Annotated in this window: 18 protein-coding genes; 17 read left to right on the top strand and 1 reads right to left on the bottom strand. The window is 41.6% G+C overall.

The annotated features are described in order from the left end of the window. Positions 1-56 precede the first annotated feature (56 nt). The gene (gene pfkA / locus QM818_RS00505) at positions 57-1,064 is read left to right on the top strand and encodes a 6-phosphofructokinase (RefSeq protein WP_000820863.1); all 1,008 of its coding nucleotides are present in this window, start codon (positions 57-59) and stop codon (positions 1,062-1,064) included. Positions 1,065-1,122: 58 nt separating this feature from the next. Further along, positions 1,123-2,628 (top strand): pyruvate kinase, encoded by a 1,506-nt coding sequence (gene pyk, locus QM818_RS00510; protein WP_414299780.1) that lies wholly within the window; start codon positions 1,123-1,125, stop codon positions 2,626-2,628. A 310-nt stretch (positions 2,629-2,938) separates the two neighbouring features. Here pyk and QM818_RS00515 read toward each other — a convergent pair whose 3' ends face one another. Next, the gene (locus tag QM818_RS00515; protein ID WP_000204729.1) at positions 2,939-3,925 is read right to left on the bottom strand and encodes an L-lactate dehydrogenase; all 987 of its coding nucleotides are present in this window, start codon (positions 3,923-3,925) and stop codon (positions 2,939-2,941) included. Positions 3,926-4,119: 194 nt separating this feature from the next. Between QM818_RS00515 and gyrA the strand changes: the two genes are divergently transcribed. The 15 genes from gyrA (at position 4,120) to lepA (ending at position 20,776) form a co-directional block, all read left to right on the top strand. Then, complete coding sequence (gyrA, locus tag QM818_RS00520; protein WP_261032141.1) at positions 4,120-6,588, top strand: DNA gyrase subunit A; 2,469 nt, start codon at positions 4,120-4,122, stop codon at positions 6,586-6,588. Next, positions 6,588-7,331 carry a class A sortase gene (locus tag QM818_RS00525; RefSeq protein ID WP_261016640.1) on the top strand — a complete coding sequence of 248 codons (744 nt, stop codon included), beginning with the start codon at positions 6,588-6,590 and terminating at the stop codon, positions 7,329-7,331. The genes gyrA and QM818_RS00525 overlap by 1 nt, the downstream gene beginning before the upstream one ends. Before the next feature lie 141 nt (positions 7,332-7,472). Further along, positions 7,473-8,270 (top strand): formate/nitrite transporter family protein, encoded by a 798-nt coding sequence (locus QM818_RS00530; RefSeq protein WP_000254773.1) that lies wholly within the window; start codon positions 7,473-7,475, stop codon positions 8,268-8,270. A 147-nt stretch (positions 8,271-8,417) separates the two neighbouring features. Beyond that, a complete protein-coding gene (locus QM818_RS00535; RefSeq protein WP_261032132.1) occupies positions 8,418-9,698 on the top strand; it encodes an O-acetylhomoserine aminocarboxypropyltransferase/cysteine synthase family protein in 1,281 nt (426 codons plus the stop codon). Positions 9,699-9,794: 96 nt separating this feature from the next. Next, a complete protein-coding gene (locus QM818_RS00540; protein ID WP_261032128.1) occupies positions 9,795-11,069 on the top strand; it encodes a DUF2130 domain-containing protein in 1,275 nt (424 codons plus the stop codon). Between the two features lie 10 nt (positions 11,070-11,079). Further along, positions 11,080-11,958, top strand: a complete 879-nt coding sequence (truB, locus tag QM818_RS00545; RefSeq protein WP_261032127.1) for a tRNA pseudouridine(55) synthase TruB — start codon at positions 11,080-11,082, stop codon at positions 11,956-11,958. Between the two features lie 111 nt (positions 11,959-12,069). Next, entirely contained in the window at positions 12,070-12,708 is a 639-nt protein-coding gene (gene udk, locus QM818_RS00550) for a uridine kinase (RefSeq protein ID WP_001181376.1), read from the top strand. Positions 12,709-12,835: 127 nt separating this feature from the next. Then, positions 12,836-14,176, top strand: a complete 1,341-nt coding sequence (gene xseA, locus QM818_RS00555; RefSeq protein ID WP_414299781.1) for an exodeoxyribonuclease VII large subunit — start codon at positions 12,836-12,838, stop codon at positions 14,174-14,176. Continuing rightward, positions 14,154-14,366: an exodeoxyribonuclease VII small subunit gene (locus QM818_RS00560; protein ID WP_000043225.1), complete on the top strand. Its 213-nt coding sequence runs from the start codon at positions 14,154-14,156 to the stop codon at positions 14,364-14,366. The genes xseA and QM818_RS00560 overlap by 23 nt, the downstream gene beginning before the upstream one ends. Further along, a complete protein-coding gene (locus tag QM818_RS00565) occupies positions 14,363-15,238 on the top strand; it encodes a polyprenyl synthetase family protein (RefSeq protein ID WP_414299782.1) in 876 nt (291 codons plus the stop codon). The genes QM818_RS00560 and QM818_RS00565 overlap by 4 nt, the downstream gene beginning before the upstream one ends. Continuing rightward, on the top strand, positions 15,231-16,046 hold the full coding sequence (locus tag QM818_RS00570; RefSeq protein ID WP_261032111.1) for a TlyA family RNA methyltransferase: 816 nt from the start codon (positions 15,231-15,233) through the stop codon (positions 16,044-16,046). Before QM818_RS00565 ends, QM818_RS00570 begins: the two co-directional genes overlap by 8 nt. Continuing rightward, complete coding sequence (locus tag QM818_RS00575; protein ID WP_261032108.1) at positions 16,039-16,470, top strand: arginine repressor; 432 nt, start codon at positions 16,039-16,041, stop codon at positions 16,468-16,470. Before QM818_RS00570 ends, QM818_RS00575 begins: the two co-directional genes overlap by 8 nt. A gap of 6 nt (positions 16,471-16,476) precedes the next feature. Continuing rightward, a complete protein-coding gene (gene recN / locus QM818_RS00580) occupies positions 16,477-18,144 on the top strand; it encodes a DNA repair protein RecN (RefSeq protein ID WP_414299783.1) in 1,668 nt (555 codons plus the stop codon). A 1-nt stretch (position 18,145) separates the two neighbouring features. Next, positions 18,146-18,874: a metallophosphoesterase family protein gene (locus QM818_RS00585; protein WP_414299784.1), complete on the top strand. Its 729-nt coding sequence runs from the start codon at positions 18,146-18,148 to the stop codon at positions 18,872-18,874. Between the two features lie 78 nt (positions 18,875-18,952). Then, a complete protein-coding gene (lepA, locus tag QM818_RS00590; RefSeq protein ID WP_001047207.1) occupies positions 18,953-20,776 on the top strand; it encodes a translation elongation factor 4 in 1,824 nt (607 codons plus the stop codon). Positions 20,777-21,001: the final 225 nt, after the last annotated feature.

Consider the following 21,001-nt stretch of genomic DNA (forward strand, 5'->3'; position numbering starts at 1 on the left):
AACGTAAATGTGGTATAATCAGTAAGAATGTTAAAAGAAAAAGGAGCATAACCAATATGAAACGTATTGCTGTTTTGACTAGTGGTGGAGACGCCCCTGGTATGAACGCTGCCATCCGCGCAGTTGTTCGTCAAGCAATTTCAGAAGGAATGGAAGTGTTTGGTATCTATGATGGATATGCTGGTATGGTTGCCGGTGAAATTCATCCCCTAGATGCAGCTTCAGTAGGGGACATCATTTCTCGTGGTGGTACTTTCCTTCACTCAGCTCGCTACCCAGAGTTCGCTCAACTTGAAGGGCAACTTAAAGGGATTGAGCAATTGAAAAAACACGGGATTGAAGGTGTAGTTGTTATCGGTGGTGACGGATCTTACCACGGTGCTATGCGTTTGACTGAGCATGGCTTCCCAGCTATCGGTCTTCCAGGTACAATCGATAACGATATCGTTGGTACTGACTTTACAATCGGTTTTGATACAGCGGTTACGACTGCTATGGATGCTATCGATAAGATTCGTGATACATCATCAAGTCACCGTCGTACTTTTGTTATCGAAGTTATGGGACGTAACGCAGGTGATATCGCTCTTTGGGCAGGTATCGCAACTGGTGCTGACGAAATCATCATTCCTGAAGAAGGATTCAAGATTGAAGATATCGTAGAAAGCATTAAATGTGGCTATGAGTGTGGTAAAAAACACAACATCATCGTCTTGGCAGAAGGTGTGATGTCAGCGGCTGAATTTGGTCAAAAACTAAAAGAAGCTGGAGATACAAGCGACCTTCGTGTAACAGAACTTGGACATATCCAACGTGGTGGTTCTCCAACTGCGCGTGACCGTGTATTGGCGTCACGTATGGGTGCCCATGCTGTTAAACTTCTTAAAGAAGGTATCGGTGGTGTTGCGGTTGGTATCCGTAATGAGAAAATGGTTGAAAACCCAATTCTTGGAACTGCAGAAGAAGGAGCATTGTTTAGCTTGACTGCAGATGGTAAGATTGTGGTTAACAACCCACATAAGGCTGACCTTGAGCTATCTAGCTTGAATAAGAGCTTGTCATAATTTATAATTTAGTTAATAAGACCAAAAAGGTCATATATATAAAGGAGTCACAAAAATCATGAACAAACGTGTAAAAATCGTTGCAACTTTGGGACCTGCGGTAGAAATCCGTGGTGGTAAAAAATTTGGTGAGGACGGATACTGGGGTGAAAAACTTGATGTTGAAGCTTCAGCTAAAAACATTGCTAAATTGATTGAAGCTGGTGCTAACACATTCCGTTTCAACTTCTCACACGGTGACCACCAAGAACAAGGTGAGCGTATGGCAACTGTTAAACTTGCAGAAAAACTTGCAGGTAAAAAAGTTGGTTTCCTTCTTGATACAAAAGGACCAGAAATCCGTACAGAATTGTTTGAAGGAGATGCAAAAGAGTACTCTTACACAACTGGTGAAAAAATCCGTGTTGCGACTAAACAAGGAATCAAATCAACTCGTGATGTGATTGCATTGAACGTTGCTGGTGCTCTTGATATCTATGATGATGTTGAAGTTGGTCGTCAAGTTTTGGTTGACGATGGTAAACTTGGACTTCGTGTGGTTGCTAAAGATGACGCAACTCGTGAATTCGAAGTTGAAGTTGAAAACGATGGCGTAATTGCTAAACAAAAAGGTGTTAATATCCCTAACACTAAAATTCCTTTCCCAGCTCTTGCTGAACGTGATAACGATGATATCCGCTTTGGTCTTGAACAAGGTATCAACTTCATCGCGATTTCATTCGTACGTACTGCAAAAGACGTGAACGAAGTTCGTGCAATCTGTAAAGAAACTGGAAACGGACATGTTCAATTGTTCGCTAAAATCGAAAACCAACAAGGTATCGATAACTTGGATGAAATCATCGAAGCTGCTGATGGTATCATGATCGCTCGTGGTGACATGGGTATCGAAGTACCATTCGAAATGGTTCCAGTTTACCAAAAAATGATTATCACTAAAGTCAACGCTGCAGGTAAAGTTGTTATCACTGCAACAAACATGCTTGAAACAATGACTGAAAAACCACGTGCAACTCGTTCAGAAGTATCAGACGTATTCAACGCTGTTATCGATGGAACTGACGCTACAATGCTTTCAGGTGAGTCTGCAAACGGTAAATACCCTCTTGAGTCAGTAACTACAATGGCTACAATCGACAAGAACGCTCAAACTCTTCTTAACGAATACGGTCGTTTGAACTCAGATTCATTTGAACGTAACTCTAAGACAGAAGTAATGGCTTCAGCTGTTAAAGATGCTACTAACTCAATGGACATTAAATTGATTGTAACTCTTACTAAGACAGGTCACACTGCACGTTTGATTTCTAAATACCGTCCAAATGCTGACATCTTGGCATTGACATTCGACGAATTGACAGAACGTGGTTTGATGTTGAACTGGGGTGTTATCCCAATGTTGACAGATGCTCCATCATCAACTGACGATATGTTTGAAATTGCTGAACGTAAAGCAGTTGAAGCAGGTCTTGTACAATCTGGTGACGATATCGTTATCGTAGCTGGTGTACCAGTTGGAGAAGCTGTACGTACAAACACAATGCGTATCCGTACAGTACGTTAATTAAAATAAAAAAAGCCTATCATATCGAGCTTTCTAGCCTGTATGATAGGTCTTTTTTTGTGCCAGGGGGTAAAAAGGGGGCAAAACTTTTTGCTTTCGATTTAATGAGATAGTATAAAGTGCTGATTGCTTCATACTTTTAATAATGTGAGTGTTGATTTGATGTGGTGTCTTAATGTCTTTATTCAATACTCGTGTCATGATAGTTTTATTGAGATCTTATTTCCTTCATGCAACTTTCATAAAAGGTTTAGTTTAGAAACAAATAAAAAAAACTCCCTGATGACTCAAGGAGTTTTTTCTATCTAAATTAGTTTTTAGAAGCAGCTTGGAATTCTGGGTTTTTCCATGCTTCGTCAATGATAGCTTGCAATTCATTTGCAGATGCTTGCATTTTTTGAGTTTCTGCGTCGTTCAATGGGATGTTTACTGGACGAACAATACCGTGTGCACCAACAACAGCTGGTTGACCGATAAAGACGTTTTTAACTCCGTATTGACCTTCTTGGAATACTGAAAGTGGAAGTACTGCGTTTTCATCGTCAAGGATAGCTTTAGTGATACGAGCAAGAGCTACTGCGATACCGTAGTATGTTGCACCTTTTTTGTTGATGATTGTGTAGGCAGCATCACGAACACCTTCGAACAATTCAATCAATTCAGCTTCTTGAACATTTTGAGTGTCTTTAAGGAATTCTTCAAGGTTTACACCAGCGATGTTAGCGTGTGACCAAACAGCGAACTCAGAGTCACCGTGTTCACCCATAATGTAGGCGTGCACTGAACGAGCATCAACATCCAATTTTTCAGCAAGTGCTTGACGGAAACGAGCTGAGTCAAGTGAAGTACCTGAACCGATAACGCGTTCTTTAGGGAATCCAGAGAATTTCCAAGTTGAGTAAGTCAAGACGTCAACTGGGTTAGCAGCAACAAGGAAGATACCTTTGAAACCTGATTCAACAACTTGAGTTACAATTGATTTGTTGATAGCAAGGTTTTTACCTACAAGGTCAAGACGAGTTTCACCTGGTTTTTGAGGTGCACCTGCAGTGATTACAACAAGGTCAGCGTCTGCACAGTCAGAGTATTGAGCTGCATAGATTTTTTTAGGTGAAGTGAAGGCAAGGGCGTGACTAAGGTCAAGCGCATCACCAACAGCTTTTTCATGCAATTGTGGAATTTCGATAATTCCAAGCTCTTGTGCAATTCCTTGGTTAACAAGTGCAAAAGCGTAAGAAGAACCTACAGCACCATCACCGACAAGGATAACTTTTTTGTGTTGTTTAGTTGAAGTCATTATTCTAAACATCTCCTTAATTTTATTCAGGGATTTCCCCAGTTATTTCAATTTTATCACTTTTGAAAAGCTTTGTCACGGATATGCCTTGCAGTTCTTGATGTAAACGTTTTAGCGATTTTAGATACCTGAAATATGGCGGACATTATGGTATAATATAGTTAATTACTAATAGTGAAATGAGGCATTTATTAATGCAGGATAGAAATTTAGTGAATGTCAATCTGACAAAGGAGATGAAGACGAGCTTTATCGACTACGCCATGAGTGTTATCGTAGCGCGGGCCCTTCCTGATGTTCGAGATGGCTTAAAACCTGTTCACCGTCGGATTCTCTATGGAATGAATGAATTGGGTGTTACTCCAGACAAACCTCATAAAAAATCTGCTCGTATTACAGGGGATGTCATGGGTAAATATCACCCACACGGGGATTCCTCTATCTATGAAGCCATGGTCCGTATGGCTCAATGGTGGAGTTACCGATACATGCTTGTCGATGGACATGGAAACTTTGGTTCTATGGATGGAGACGGTGCTGCCGCCCAGCGTTACACTGAGGCACGTATGAGCAAGATTGCTCTAGAGATGCTTCGTGATATCAATAAAAATACTGTTGACTTCGTTGATAACTATGATGCCAATGAACGTGAACCCTTGGTCTTGCCAGCACGCTTTCCTAATCTTTTGGTTAATGGAGCAACTGGTATTGCTGTTGGGATGGCAACCAATATTCCACCTCATAACCTGGGTGAAACTATTGATGCTGTGAAGTTGGTCATGGACAATCCTGAAGTGACCACTAAGGACTTGATGGAAGTCTTGCCTGGGCCAGATTTTCCAACTGGTGCTCTTGTTATGGGGAAATCAGGTATTCATAAGGCTTATGAAACAGGTAAAGGATCTATTGTCCTTCGTTCACGTACTGAAATTGAAGAAACTAAGACTGGCCGTGAGCGTATTATTGTAACAGAATTTCCTTATATGGTCAATAAAACCAAGGTGCATGAGCATATTGTTCGTTTGGTTCAGGAAAAACGTATTGAGGGCATCACAGCAGTACGTGATGAGTCAAACCGCGAAGGGGTTCGTTTCGTAATCGAGGTCAAACGTGATGCCTCGGCCAATGTTATTCTCAATAACCTCTTCAAGATGACCCAGATGCAAACCAACTTTGGTTTTAATATGCTTGCTATCCAAAATGGTGTACCCAAGATTTTGTCTCTTCGTCAGATTTTGGATGCTTATATTGAGCACCAAAAAGAGGTGGTTGTTCGTCGTACTCGTTTTGATAAGGAAAAAGCAGAAGCGCGTGCTCATATTTTAGAAGGTCTCTTGATTGCATTAGACCATATCGACGAAGTGATCCGCATCATCCGTGCTAGTGAAACGGATGCGGAAGCACAAGCCGAGTTGATGAGTAAGTTTAAGCTTTCTGAGCGTCAAAGTCAAGCCATCCTTGATATGCGTCTTCGTCGTTTGACAGGATTGGAACGCGATAAGATTCAGTCTGAGTATGATGACTTGTTGGCTCTGATTGCAGATTTAGCAGATATTCTAGCTAAGCCAGAACGTGTTTCTCAAATTATCAAGGATGAATTAGATGAAGTCAAGCGTAAGTTTGGCGACCAACGTCGTACTGAATTGATGGTTGGTGAAGTCTTGAGTCTTGAAGATGAGGATCTAATTGAAGAAGCTGATGTCTTGATCACTCTTTCTAACAAAGGATACATCAAACGTCTGGACCAAGCTGAGTTTACCGCTCAAAAACGTGGTGGACGTGGTGTTCAAGGAACTGGTGTTAAGGATGACGATTTTGTTCGTGAGTTAGTGTCGACTAGCACTCATGATCACCTGCTCTTCTTCACAAATAAAGGACGCGTCTATCGCCTGAAAGGATATGAAATTCCTGAGTATGGCCGTACTGCTAAGGGATTGCCAATTGTCAATCTTTTGAAATTGGATGAAGGCGAAAGTATTCAAACCATCATCAATGTTGAGTCTGAACGTAGTGATGATGCTTACCTCTTCTTCACAACCCGTCATGGTATTGTGAAGAGAACCAGCGTTAAGGAATTTGCTAATATCCGTCAGAATGGACTTAAAGCACTTAACCTCAAGGATGAAGATGAGTTGATTAATGTCTTACTGACAGAAGAGGATACGGACATTATCATTGGTACCAAGTTTGGTTATTCAATTCGCTTTAATCAATCAGCCGTTCGTGGTATGAGTCGTATCGCCACTGGTGTGAAAGGTGTTAACCTTCGTGACGGAGACACAGTTGTTGGTGCTAGTGTGATTACAGACCAGGACGAGGTTCTTATCATCACAGAAAAGGGCTATGGTAAGCGCACAGTTGCGACCGAATATCCAACTAAAGGTCGTGGTGGTAAAGGGATGCAAACCGCTAAGATTACAGAAAAGAACGGTTCTCTTGCTGGTCTTATGACAGTAAAAGGTGATGAAGATTTGATGATTATCACTGATACAGGTGTCATGATTCGAACCAACGTTACCAATATTTCACAAACAGGTCGCTCAACTATGGGAGTTAAAGTGATGCGCCTGGACCAAGATGCTAAAATTGTAACCTTTACTACGGTTGCAGCTGCAGAAAAAGAAGAAGTTGGGACAGAAAACGAAACAGAAGGTGAAGCATAATGTCTCATAAAAAGAATAAAAAGAAAATAAATCGTAAAAATTTACTAATCAATATCTTGGCAGGATTCTTAATCATCTTGTCAATAGCTTTGATTTTCAATTCAAAAATTCGTGATATGTTCATGGTTTGGAATACCAATAAATACCAAGTCAGCCAGGTATCAAAAGAAAAATTGGAAGAAAATCAAGATACAGAAGGGAATTTTGACTTTGATTCCGTAAAAGCCATCTCGTCAGAAGCTGTCTTATCCTCACAATGGGATTCGCAAAAATTGCCAGTTATTGGTGGAATTGCTATTCCTGAGGTAGAAATTAACTTGCCTATTTTTAAGGGGCTTGATAATGTCAATCTCTTCTATGGAGCTGGTACAATGAAGCGTGATCAAGTGATGGGGAAAGGAAACTATTCACTTGCGAGCCATCACATCTTCACGGCGGAAAATGCCAGCCAAATGCTCTTTTCTCCATTATCACGTGCTAAAAATGGAATGAAAATTTATCTAACCGATAAGGATAAGGTTTATACTTATGTCATTCATGAGGTCAAGCATGTGACTCCAGATCGCGTCGATGAGATTGATGACCGTAGTGGAGTTGATGAAATCACACTTGTAACCTGTGTTGACTATGATGCGACAGAACGTATTATCGTAAAAGGTGACTTGAAAGATACAAAAGATTATTCACAAACACCTGAAGAAATTCTAACAGCTTTCAATCAACCATATAAACAACGTTATTAAAGATAAATCAGTAAAATCTTAGGTTTTACTGATTTTTATAGATTGAGTTTCAAAATATACTGTTATGAAATACAGAAAACGCTTCCTTAATTCTAAAGTTTGTGATATAATTATCATGTAAAAAATTTTTAGGAGTTTATTATGGTTTCTTCAGAATTTATCTCAAAGATTGAATTTGCTTGCAAGAAGAAGGAAAGTCTTTATAGTCAAAGCAAATTTAAGTATGCGATTCGTTCTATGTTCGCAGGTGCATTTTTAACCTTCAGTACAGCTGCTGGTGCAGTTGGGGCTGACTTGATTAATAAAATTGCACCAGGTAGTGGACGTTTCCTCTTCCCATTTGTCTTTGCTTGGGGCTTGGCCTACATTGTTTTCTTGAATGCCGAGTTGGTAACATCAAACATGATGTTCTTGACTGCTGGTAGTTTCTTGAAAAAAATCTCTTGGAGAAAGACAGCTGAGATTTTACTTTATTGTACCCTGTTCAACCTTATCGGGGCTTTGATAGCAGGTTGGGGCTTTGCCCACTCAGCAGCTTATGCACATCTGACTCACGATAGTTTCATTTCAGGTGTTGTTGAGATGAAGTTAGGCCGTTCAAATGAATTAATCTTGCTTGAGGCGATTTTGGCAAATATTTTCGTAAATATTGCGATTCTTTCATTTGTTTTGGTCAAAGATGGCGGTGCTAAACTTTGGCTTGTGTTGTCAGCGATTTACATGTTTGTATTCTTAACAAACGAGCACATTGCTGCGAACTTTGCTTCTTTCGCAATTGTAAAATTCAGTGTTGCTGCTGATTCAATTGCTAACTTCGGTGTTGGGAATATGCTTCGCCACTGGGGTGTAACCTTCATTGGAAACTTCATTGGTGGTGGTCTCTTGATGGGTCTTCCATATGCCTTCCTCAATAAAAACGAAGATACTTATGTAGATTAAGAAAATGAGCACGATTGAGTCGTGCTTTTTTCGTTTTTAAAATAGAGTAATAGCTATTTCTTATATCAAAATATAGAAAACTGATATTTGTAAACTATAACTTAAGGTGCTACAATATCCTTAATCAAACTATTTGGAGGTCGTTTTATGACTCGTGATTTTAAATTTGAAACTTTGCAACTACATGCTGGTCAAGTTGTGGATCCAGCTACCAAGTCTCGTGCAGTTCCGATTTATCAAACAACATCCTTTGTTTTTGATGATACGCAGGAAGGTGCGGATTTGTTTGCCTTGAGAAAACCAGGTAATATCTATACTCGTATTACAAATCCTACAACGGCTGCTTTTGAAGAAAGAATTGCAGCTCTCGAAGGTGGTGTCGGAGCTCTTGCAACAGCATCAGGTATGGCCGCAGTGACTTATACGATTTTGGCACTTGCCCATGCTGGTGACCATGTTGTAGCAGCATCAACTATTTACGGTGGAACCTTCAATCTCTTGAAGGAAACCCTTCCTCGTTATGGGATCACAACAACCTTTGTCGATGTGGATAATTTGGAGGAAGTGGAAGCCGCTATCAATGACAATACCAAGCTTGTCTTGATTGAAACCTTGGGGAATCCCTTGATAAACATTCCTGACTTGGAAAAATTGGCTGAGATTGCGCATAAACACCAGATTCCACTAGTTTCGGACAATACCTTTGCTACACCTTATTTGATTAACGTCTTCACTCACGGTGTAGATATTGCTATTCACTCTGCGACTAAGTTTATCGGTGGGCATGGTACGACTATTGGTGGAGTGATTGTCGATAGCGGTCGTTTTGACTGGGCAGCTTCAGGGAAATTCCCTCAATTTGTTGAGGAAGATCCAAGTTACCATAATTTGAGCTATACTCGTGATGTGGGTGCAGCAGCCTTTATTATCGCTGTTCGTGTTCAATTGCTCCGTGATACAGGTGCAGCCTTGTCACCATTTAATGCCTTCCTCTTGCTCCAAGGACTTGAAACCCTTTCACTTCGTGTGGAACGTCATGTACAAAATGCTGAGAAAATTGTTGATTTCCTTGTCAACCATCCTAAGGTAGAAAAAGTTAACTATCCAAAATTGGCAGATAGTCCTTACCATGCTTTGGCTGAGAAATACTTGCCAAAAGGTGTGGGCTCAATCTTTACCTTCCATGTCAAAGGTGGGGAGGCAGAAGCTCGCAAGGTCATTGATAATTTGGAAATCTTTTCTGACCTAGCAAACGTGGCAGATGCTAAATCGCTTGTTGTCCATCCAGCAACAACCACTCACGGTCAATTGTCAGAAAAAGACCTAGAAGCAGCAGGAGTTACACCAAACCAAATCCGCTTGTCAATCGGTCTTGAAAATGTAGAAGATTTGATTGAAGACTTGCGCTTAGCCTTGGAAAAAATTTAAAGAAAAAGAAGATAAACAGTGGGGTTTCGACTCACTGTTTTTGATTTTCCCTCAGGCATGATATAATGGTTACAGAAGTCTAGGAAGAGGAACGATATGAACGAAATCAAATGCCCCAACTGTGGGGAAGTCTTTACAGTAAATGAAAGCCAGTATGCTGAGCTTTTATCCCAAGTGAGAACAGCAGAGTTTGATAAGGAACTGCACAATCGCATGAAGCAGGAACTGGCCTTGGCTGAGCAAAAGGCCATGAATGAGCAACAGACTAAACTAGCTCAAAAAGACCAAGAAATTGCGCAATTACAGAGTCAAATCCAAAACTTTGATACAGAAAAAGAATTAGCCAAGAAAGAGATTGAACAGACAAGCTATCAGGTCTTATTAGCAAAGGACAAGGAAGTGCAGGCCTTGGAAAACCAATTGGCCACCTTGCGTTTGGAACATGAAAATCAACTACAGAAGACCCTTTCTGACCTAGAAAAAGAACGAGACCAGGTTAAAAATCAGCTTCTCTTGCAAGAAAAAGAAAACGAACTATCTCTTGCTTCTGTTAAACAAAACTATGAAGCACAGCTCAAAGCAGCCAGTGAACAAGTCGAATTTTATAAGAATTTCAAAGCCCAACAATCTACAAAAGCGATTGGGGAAAGTCTGGAACAGTATGCAGAGAGTGAGTTTAATAAGGTACGCAGTTTTGCCTTTCCAAATGCTTACTTTGAGAAGGATAACAAGGTCTCTGCGCGTGGGTCTAAGGGTGACTTTATCTTCCGTGAGAGTGATGAAAATGGAGTCGAAATCATTTCCATCATGTTTGAGATGAAAAATGAAGCGGACGGAACAGAGAAGAAGCACAAGAATGCAGATTTTTACAAGGAATTGGACAAGGACCGTCGGGAGAAGAACTGTGAATATGCGGTTTTGGTGACTATGCTTGAGGCCGATAATGACTACTTTAATACGGGGATTGTTGATGTCAGCCACGAGTATGAAAAGATGTATGTGGTTCGTCCTCAATTCTTTATCCAGTTGATTGGGCTCTTGCGTAATGCTGCGCTTAACTCTCTTAAATATAAGCAGGAGTTGGCTTTGGTACGTGAGCAAAATATCGACATTACTCATTTTGAAGAAGACTTGGATGCCTTTAAACAGGCCTTTGCTAAGAACTATAACTCAGCTTCGACTAACTTTGGCAAAGCTATTGATGAAATCGACAAGGCCATCAAACGCATGGAAGAGGTTAAGAAATTCCTGACAACATCTGAAAACCAACTCCGTCTGGCTAATAATAAGCTGGAAGATGTCTCTGTCAAGAAATTGACACGTAAAAATCCAACCATGAAAGCGAAGTTTGAAGCACTGAAGGGGGAGTGAGAAAGCAAATATGAACGGTATTATCAACTTAAAAAAAGAAGCGGGGATGACCTCGCATGATGCGGTTTTTAAACTGCGTAAGATTTTGGAAACTAAGAAGATTGGTCATGGTGGGACCTTGGATCCGGATGTGGTGGGTGTTTTGCCCATTGCGGTTGGCAAGGCGACACGCATGGTCGAGTTTATGCAGGACGAGGGCAAGGTCTATAAGGGGGAAATCACTCTGGGCTATTCCACGACGACTGAGGATGCCAGTGGAGAAGTGGTCGCAGAGACACCTGTTTTATCGCCCTTGGATGAAAAGCTTGTTGATGAAGCAATCGCCAGTCTGACAGGACCTATTACTCAGATTCCACCTATGTATTCGGCTGTCAAGGTCAATGGTCGTAAGCTTTATGAGTATGCGCGTGCTGGCCAAGAAGTAGAACGTCCAGAACGTCAGGTGACCATTTATCAATTTGAACGAACAAGTCCAATTTCTTATGAGGGTCATCTTGCACGCTTTACTTTTCGTGTGAAATGCAGTAAGGGAACTTATATTCGTACCTTGTCTGTTGACTTAGGAGAAAAATTGGGTTATGCGGCCCATATGTCTCAGTTAACTCGTACTAGTGCAGCTGGTTTGCAACTAGAAGATGCTCTTACCTTGGAAGAAATTGCTGAAAAAGTGGAGGCTGGTCAATTAGACTTTCTCCATCCTCTAGAGATTGGGACAGGCGACCTTGTCAAAGTTTTACTAACTCCAGAAGAGGCTACAGAAGTACGCTTTGGTCGTTTTATAGAGCTCGAACAAACAGAACAAGAATTAGCTGCCTTTGAAGGTGATACATTGTTAGCCATTCTAGAGAAACAAGATAATCTATATAAGCCAAGGAAGGTTTTTAGCTAGTCTAACTGAGGTTTGGGAATGTAATTCTTCCTCATAGACTATTCAAATCAGACTATAAATTTTGGAAAAAATGTGATAGAATAGACCACGGATAAAAAAACGGAGGATAGCATGCAAAATAGACCAATCATTATCGGGGTTACAGGTGGTTCTGGTGGTGGTAAGACCAGTGTTTCAAGAGCCATTTTATCGCACTTCCCTGATGAAAAGATTTCCATGATTGAACATGATTCATACTACAAGGATCAGTCTCATTTGACCTTTGAAGAGCGTGTCAAAACCAACTATGACCATCCTTTTGCCTTTGATACAGACTTGATGATCGAGCAGATTAAGGAGTTGTTGGCAGGGCGTCCGGTGGACATTCCGACTTATGACTATACAGAGCATACACGAAGCAGCAAAACCTATCGTCAAGAGCCTCAAGATGTCTTTATCGTTGAGGGGATTTTGGTCTTGGAGGACAAGCGTCTGCGCGATTTGATGGATATCAAGATTTTTGTGGATACGGATGATGATGTGCGCATTATTCGTCGTATCAAGCGTGATATGGAAGAGCGTGGCCGTAGCCTTGATAGCGTCATTGACCAGTACTTAGGTGTAGTTAAACCTATGTATCATCAGTTTATCGAGCCAACCAAGCGTTATGCTGATATCGTCATTCCTGAGGGAGTCAGCAATACAGTTGCTATTGACCTGTTGACGACCAAGATTGCAAAGATTTTGGAAGAAGCTCGAAACAGCAAATAATCAGACGTGGAGGCCTTGCCTCCTTTTTCTATTTTTCCCTCATAATGGTACATAAATGGAGATTTTTAGGCATATTTTTGGTATAATAATACCCATGAAAGAGCAAAAAAATGAATAGTAGGTGGAGATGGAAAAGTATTTATCGGTAACAACTTTGACTAAGTATCTGAAAATGAAATTCGATAAAGACCCTTACTTGGAACGGGTCTATTTAACTGGTCAAGTTTCCAACTTTCGTAAACGACCTACTCACCAATACTTCTCCCTGAAAGATGACCATGCCGTTATTCAAGCGACCATCTGGTCTGGGATTTATCAGAAATTAGGTTTCGATCTGGAAGAAGGAATGAAAATCAATGTGATTGGGCGTGTACAGGTTTACGAACCAAGTGGTAGCTACTCCATTATCATTGAAAAGGCAGAGCCTGATGGGGTTGGGGCGCTTGCGATTCAGTTTGAACAACTCAAGAAAAAATTGACAGAAGAAGGCCTGTTTCAAGAACGCTTCAAGCAACCTCTGCCTCAATTTTCTAAGAGAATTGGTGTAGTAACCAGTCGCAGTGGAGCCGTTATTCGAGATATTATCACGACCGTCAGCAGGCGATTTCCAGGTGTCGATATCTTACTTTATCCAACTAAGGTTCAAGGTGAAGGTTCTGCGGAGGAAATTGCTTGCAATATTGCGCGTGCTAATCAACGGGACGATTTGGATTTGCTGATTATTGGTCGTGGTGGAGGTTCTATCGAGGACCTTTGGGCCTTTAACGAAGAGATTGTGGTACGAGCGATTTTTGAATCTCGTTTACCAGTTATCTCTAGTGTGGGGCATGAGACGGATGTGACCTTGGCAGATTTTGTGGCAGATCGACGAGCTGCAACGCCAACGGCTGCTGCTGAACTGGCAACACCTGTGCCCAAGTTGGATGTATTGGCTCATTTGCAAAATCAGGAAAAACGGATGGCTACGGCAGTCCGAAATGTCCTATCGAAGAAACAAGAATCTTTGAAAAAATGTAGTCAGTCAGTCATCTTTAGACAGCCAGAGCGCTTGTATGATGGCTATTTGCAACGCTTGGATCAACTGCAATTGCGCTTAAAACAAAGTTTACGTACACGGATTTCTGATAACAAACAAGTCGTCCAAGCAAGGACGCATCGACTGGTACAATTATCACCCGTTACCAAAATCCAACGTTATCACGATCGTCTAGGCCAGTTGGACAAGCTCGTCCGTAGCCAAATGGCGCTGGTTTATGATGCCAAGGTTGCTGAAGTCAAAAGACTTTCAGAAGCCCTACTGATGTTAGATACCAGTCGAATCGTGGCGCGTGGTTATGCTATTGTCAAAAAAGAAGAGTCCGTTGTCGATTCGGTTAAGAACTTGAAGAAAAATGACCAAGTGACGCTTTTGATGCGAGATGGTCAAGTAGAATTAGAGGTTAAAGATGTCAAAACAAAAGAAATTTGAGGAAAATCTAGCAGAACTGGAGACCATTGTCCAAAGTTTGGAAAATGGTGAAATTGCTTTGGAAGATGCGATTGCGGCCTTTCAAAAAGGCATGCTCTTATCAAAAGAACTTCAAGCTACCTTGGACAAGGCTGAAAAAACTTTGGTTAAGGTTATGCAAGAAGACGGAACAGAAAGTGATTTTGAATGAACAAACAAGAAAAATTAGCACTTGTTGAGTCAGCCTTGGAAAATTTCTATGGGGATCAGCAATTTGCTTTTAGCTTACGGGAATCTGTTCTCTATTCCATTCATGCTGGTGGCAAGCGTATTCGACCTTTTCTCTTGTTAGAAGTTCTGGAAGCCTTGCAGGTCGCTATTAAACCAGCACATGCGCAGGTGGCTGCGGCCTTGGAAATGATTCATACAGGGAGCTTGATTCACGATGATCTTCCAGCTATGGATGATGATGATTACCGTCGGGGACACTTGACCAACCACAAGAAATTTGGTGAAGCTATGGCAATTTTGGCTGGAGATGCTTTATTCCTAGATCCTTACGCCTTGATAGCGCAGGCAGGTTTGCCAAGTCAGATTAAGGTAGACTTGATTGCCAACTTATCCCTAGCGTCAGGTAGTCTGGGCATGGTAGCAGGGCAGGTTTTGGACATGGAAGGCGAACACCAGCATTTGTCTTTGGAAGAACTCCAGACCATTCATGCCAATAAGACTGGGAAACTACTAGCCTATCCCTTCCAGGCAGCTGCTATTATAGCTGAATTGGCTCCTGAAATACAAGCAAAACTGAAAACTGTTGGTGAATTGATTGGATTGGCCTTTCAAGTCAGAGACGATGTGCTTGATGTGACAGCTAGTTTTGAGGAAATCGGCAAGACACCACAAAAGGACCTACAGGCAGAAAAATCAACCTATCCTGCCTTGTTGGGCTTGGAAGAGGCTATTGCCTTTTGTAACCAAACCTTGGATCAAGCTAATGCCAAATTAGAAGAAATTGCCCAGCAGATTCCCTTTGAGATAGAATCGATTGTAAGAGTAGTAGAAAGTTTGAGAATCAATGGCTAAGGAAAGAGTGGATGTACTAGCTTATAAACAGGGCTTGTTTGAAACGCGAGAACAAGCCAAGCGCGGTGTCATGGCTGGTCTAGTCGTAGCAGTCCTGAATGGAGAACGTTTTGATAAACCAGGAGAGAAAATTTCCGATGACACTGAGTTAAAACTCAAGGGGGAGAAACTCAAATATGTTAGTCGTGGTGGCTTGAAATTGGAGAAGGCCTTGCAGGTCTTTGATTTGTCAGTAGATGGTGCGACCACGATTGATATCGGGGCCTCTACTGGTGGCTTTACCGATGTTATGTTGCAAAATGGTGCCGAGTTGGTCTTTGCAGTCGATGTCGGTACCAATCAGTTGGCTTGGAAATTACGCCAAGACCCACGAGTGGTCAGCATGGAGCAGTTTAATTTCCGCTATGCTGAAAAGAGTGATTTCGATCAGGAACCGAGCTTTGCCAGCATTGATGTGAGTTTCATTTCCCTAAGTTTGATTCTGCCAGCCTTGCACCGTGTCTTGGCAGATCAAGGTCAGGTCGTGGCTTTGGTTAAACCCCAGTTTGAGGCAGGCCGTGAGCAGATTGGGAAAAATGGAATCATTCGAGACTCCAAGGTTCATCAACATGTCCTTGAATCTGTTACAACAATGGCAGTAGAGGAAGGTTTTTCAGTCCTTGGTTTGGACTTTTCTCCTATCCAAGGTGGTCATGGGAATATTGAGTTTTTAGCGTATTTGAAAAAAGAAGAGTCAGCAAGTAATCAGGTTCTTGCTGATATTGAAGAAGTAGTAGAGAGGGCGCATAGTCAATTTAAAAATGAATAAAAAAGAGAGACTTGAAAAAATTAGACGATTTGTGACAGATTATCAAATCGGCACGCAAGAAGAAATTGTAGAACATTTGAAAGAGGCAGGAATCACAGCCACTCAGGCAACGGTATCACGGGATATCAAAGAGCTAGGTATTGTCAAAATTCCTTTGAGAGATAACACATATGTCTACGAATTGCCAAAATCAATCGTAAAAAGTTTGCAACTGGCTGAAGACAATATTGAGTCAGCTGAATTGATGGACAAGATGATTAATCTCCAGGTTATCCCAGGAAATACGGCTTTTGTAAAAGATCAGTTAACCGAGACTTTTGCGGACAAGATTTTTAGCTGTTTGGCTGATGATAGCTCGATTTTAGTCATTGCCAGAAGTGAAAGTCTAGCTGAGGAAATCTTTGAACAAGTAAAAAATTGGTAGGTCTATATGTTACTTGAAATTTCGATAAAAAACTTTGCCATTATTGAGGCTATTTCCCTCAATTTTGAAAAAGGGATGACTGTCCTGACTGGTGAAACGGGTGCAGGGAAGTCGATTATCATTGATGCCATGAATATGATGTTGGGAGCTCGTGCGACGATAGATGTTATTCGTCATGGTGCGCCAAAGGCAGAGATTGAGGGACTATTCTCCGTTGAAAATAGTCGCCTTTTGCAGGAAATTTTCGATGAGCAAGGTTTAGAATTGGGTGATGAGATTATCATCCGTCGAGAAATCTTGCAAAATGGTCGTAGTATCAGCCGTATCAATGGCCAGATGGTCAATCTGTCTGTTTTGCGTGCTATTGGGCAACATCTTGTGGACATTCATGGTCAGCATGACCAAGAAGAGTTAATGCGTCCTCAACTGCATATCCAGATGTTGGATGAATTCGGGGACGTAGCTTTTTGGGAATTGAAAGAAACCTATCAAACGAGTTTTGATGCTTATCGAAAAATGCGTAAGCAGGTTCTGGAAGTCAAGAAAAACCAACAGGAACACAAGGCACGTATCGAAATGTTGGAATTTCAAATGGCAGAGATTGAGGCGGCAAACTTACATGCTGGCGAAGACCTGACTCTTAACCAAGAGAGAGAGAAACTCCTTAACCATAAAAATATTGCGGATACGCTGACCAATGCCTACAGTATGTTGGACAATGAAGACTTTTCAAGTCTAGCTAATGTTCGTTCAGCCATGAATGACATGGAAAGTGTCGAAGAGTATGACCCGGAATATCGTGAAATTTCAAGCTCACTATCTGAGACCTACTATGTCTTAGAAGACATTAGCAAGCGTCTGGAAGCTATTATTGAGGACCTTGATTTTGACGGCAATCGCCTCATGCAGGTTGAGAATCGTTTGGACCTCCTTCATACCATTACTCGTAAGTATGGTGGGACTGTAGACGATGTCTTGCTTTATTTTGCCAAAATTACAGATGAATACAATCTATTGACAGGTAATAACCTTTCGTCTGAGGACATGGAAGCAGAGCTTAAAAAATTGGAAGTCAATCTTGTCGACTTGGCAGGTCAGCTTGCATCTGCTCGTCATGACTTGGCTCAGCAGCTCGAAGCTGAGATTAAGCAAGAACTGCAAGACCTTTATATGGAAAAAGCCCAGTTTCAGGTTCGTTTTAGCAAGGGCAAATTCAGTCGTGAGGGAAATGAAATGGTCGAGTTTTACATTTCAACCAACCCTGGTGAAGACTTTAAACCCTTGGTTAAGGTTGCATCTGGTGGGGAATTATCTCGTCTCATGCTAGCCATAAAGTCTGCCTTTTCACGTAAAGAAGGCAAGACCAGCATTGTCTTTGATGAGGTGGATACGGGAGTTTCAGGCCGTGTAGCTCAGGCTATTGCACAGAAGATTCACAAGATTGGTCAGCATGGTCAGGTTCTGGCTATTTCCCATTTGCCACAAGTGATTGCGATTGCGGATTATCAATTCTTTATTGAGAAGATTAGCAATGAGCATTCAACGGTTTCGACTGTTCGTCTCTTGACGGTTGAAGAGCGAGTTGAGGAAGTTGCCAAGATGCTGGCAGGTGATGATGTGACGGAAGCAGCCCTGACGCAAGCCAGAGAATTGTTGAGAAACAGGGAGAAATAAGATGACAGACCATTATGTTATTGGAGATGTTCACGGAAAAGCTGGGATGCTGGAAGACCTTCTCAAAACATGGGATGGTCAGACCAAGTTGCTCTTTCTAGGGGACTTGATTGACCGTGGTGAAGATAGTCGCCGTGTCCTAGAGATGGTTAAGGACTTGGTCGATAATCAAGGGGCTATCTGTTTGTCAGGAAACCACGAGTATATGTTTTTGACATGGCTAGATAACCCAGAAGAAAGCTATGACCACTATCGTCGCAATGGTGGAGATACAACCATTAACTCTATCCTAGGTCGTCCCTTGGATGCCCCAGTTGATGGAGTTGAGGATGCCAAGCGTGTTGCTACCGAAGCGGCAGACTTGGTCGAATTTATTCGTCAAATGCCATTTGTGGTAGAGACAGATAAGTATATCTTTGTTCACGCAGGTATTGATTTAACCTTGGGCGACTGGCATGAAACCACAGATTACAAGAAAGTATGGCTTAGAAAACCATTCCACGAAGCAGAAAATCATACTGGGAAAACTATTGTCTTTGGTCATACACCGGTTTATGGTTTGTTAAAGCAAGACCGAGGTACAGCTGAGCTTTGGACTACAGAAGATGGTAAGATTGGGATGGACGGAGGAGCTGTCTATGGTGGTGTCCTTCATGGGATTGTCTTTACTGACCAAGGAATGACAGAACACCACTTTATCGAAAATGACGGCTTTGTCGCTGAAGATTAGTACTCCTAGCAGGGTATGGTCTTGTCAAAATGTCAAAAACAATTTATAATAAATAGATACCCTGAAAGGAAGAGAATCATGAACTTAGAAGAATTGAAAAAACGACAGGAGAAGATTCGTAACTTCTCTATTATCGCCCATATTGACCATGGAAAATCGACTCTGGCAGACCGCATTTTGGAGAAGACAGAGACAGTATCCAGTCGTGAAATGCAAGCTCAACTTTTGGATAGTATGGATTTAGAGCGGGAACGTGGGATTACCATTAAGTTAAATGCCATCGAGCTGAATTATACTGCAAAAGATGGGGAAACTTATATTTTCCACTTGATTGACACGCCGGGGCACGTAGACTTCACCTATGAAGTTTCACGTTCTCTCGCTGCCTGTGAGGGAGCGATTTTGGTAGTTGATGCTGCTCAAGGGATTGAGGCTCAAACCCTTGCCAACGTTTATTTGGCTTTGGATAATGATTTGGAAATCATGCCAGTCATTAACAAGATTGACCTGCCGGCTGCAGACCCTGAGCGCGTGCGTACAGAGATTGAAGATGTCATTGGTTTGGATGCCAGTGAAGCAGTTTTGGCTTCTGCCAAGGCTGGTATTGGGATTGAAGAAATCCTCGAGCAAATCGTAGAAAAAGTACCAGCACCAACAGGTGATGTGACGGCACCACTTAAGGCCTTGATTTTCGATTCTGTTTACGATGCTTACCGTGGGGTTATCCTCCAAGTTCGTGTCATGGATGGGGTTGTCAAACCTGGTGATAAGATTCAGCTTATGAGCAATGGTAAGACCTTTGATGTGACAGAAGTTGGTATTTTTACTCCCAAAGCAGTTGGTCGTGATTTCCTTGCGACTGGTGACGTTGGTTATATTGCGGCTTCTATCAAGACGGTTCAAGACACTCGTGTGGGTGATACCGTTACCTTGGCAACCAATCCTGCGGCAGAGCCATTACATGGTTACAAACAGATGAATCCTATGGTCTTTGCGGGTCTCTATCCTATCGAGTCAAACAAGTACAATGACCTGCGTGAAGCCCTTGAAAAATTGCAGCTGAATGATGCTAGTCTCCAATTTGAACCAGAAACATCTCAGGCACTTGGATTTGGTTTCCGTTGTGGTTTCCTTGGACTTCTTCATATGGATGTTATCCAGGAACGTTTAGAGCGTGAGTTCAATATTGACCTCATCATGACAGCTCCGTCTGTTATTTACAAAGTTAATTTGACCGACGGTGAGTCTATGGATGTGTCTAACCCATCTGAGTTTCCAGACCCAACTAAGATTGCGACCATTGAAGAGCCTTATGTTAAGGCGCAGATCATGGTACCACAGGAGTTCGTCGGAGCAGTGATGGAGCTAGCTCAGCGCAAGCGTGGGGACTTTGTGACTATGGATTATATCGATGATAACCGTGTCAATGTTATCTATCAAATTCCACTGGCTGAAATCGTCTTTGACTTCTTTGATAAGCTTAAGTCTTCAACTCGCGGTTATGCAAGCTTTGACTATGAATTGTCAGAGTACCGCCCATCTAAGCTAGTGAAAATGGATATCCTTCTCAACGGAGACAAGGTGGATGCCCTCAGCTTTATTGTTCACAAGGACTTTGCCTACGAACGTGGGAAACTCATCGTTGATAAACTTAAGAAAATTATTCCTCGTCAACAATTTGAGGTTCCTATCCAAGCAGCAATTGGACACAAGATTGTCGCTCGTACTGATATCAAGGCCCTTCGTAAGAACGTACTTGCCAAGTGTTACGGTGGTGACGTTTCTCGTAAACGCAAACTCCTTGAAAAACAAAAAGCTGGTAAGAAACGCATGAAAGCTATCGGATCAGTAGAAGTTCCACAAGAAGCCTTCCTTAGCGTCTTGAGTATGGATGAAGAATAAGTTATCATAATTGTTTTTCTTGTTCACAGGAAACTTACATAAGAATCAATAGTAAAACAGGCTTAAATAGGCCTGTTTTTTTGCATTTATAATAGGATTAAATCGTTTAAAGTGTTTGTTTTAAATGTTTGTTTTTGGTTGTAAATATAAAAATAAACAAAATAATTGAAAAAAGGACAAAAAACAACAAAAAATTATTGACAACGATTTCATATAGTGTTATAC

The sequence above is a fragment of the Streptococcus mitis genome, from assembly GCF_047464035.1.
In the GTDB taxonomy this organism is placed as follows: domain Bacteria; phylum Bacillota; class Bacilli; order Lactobacillales; family Streptococcaceae; genus Streptococcus; species Streptococcus mitis_DX.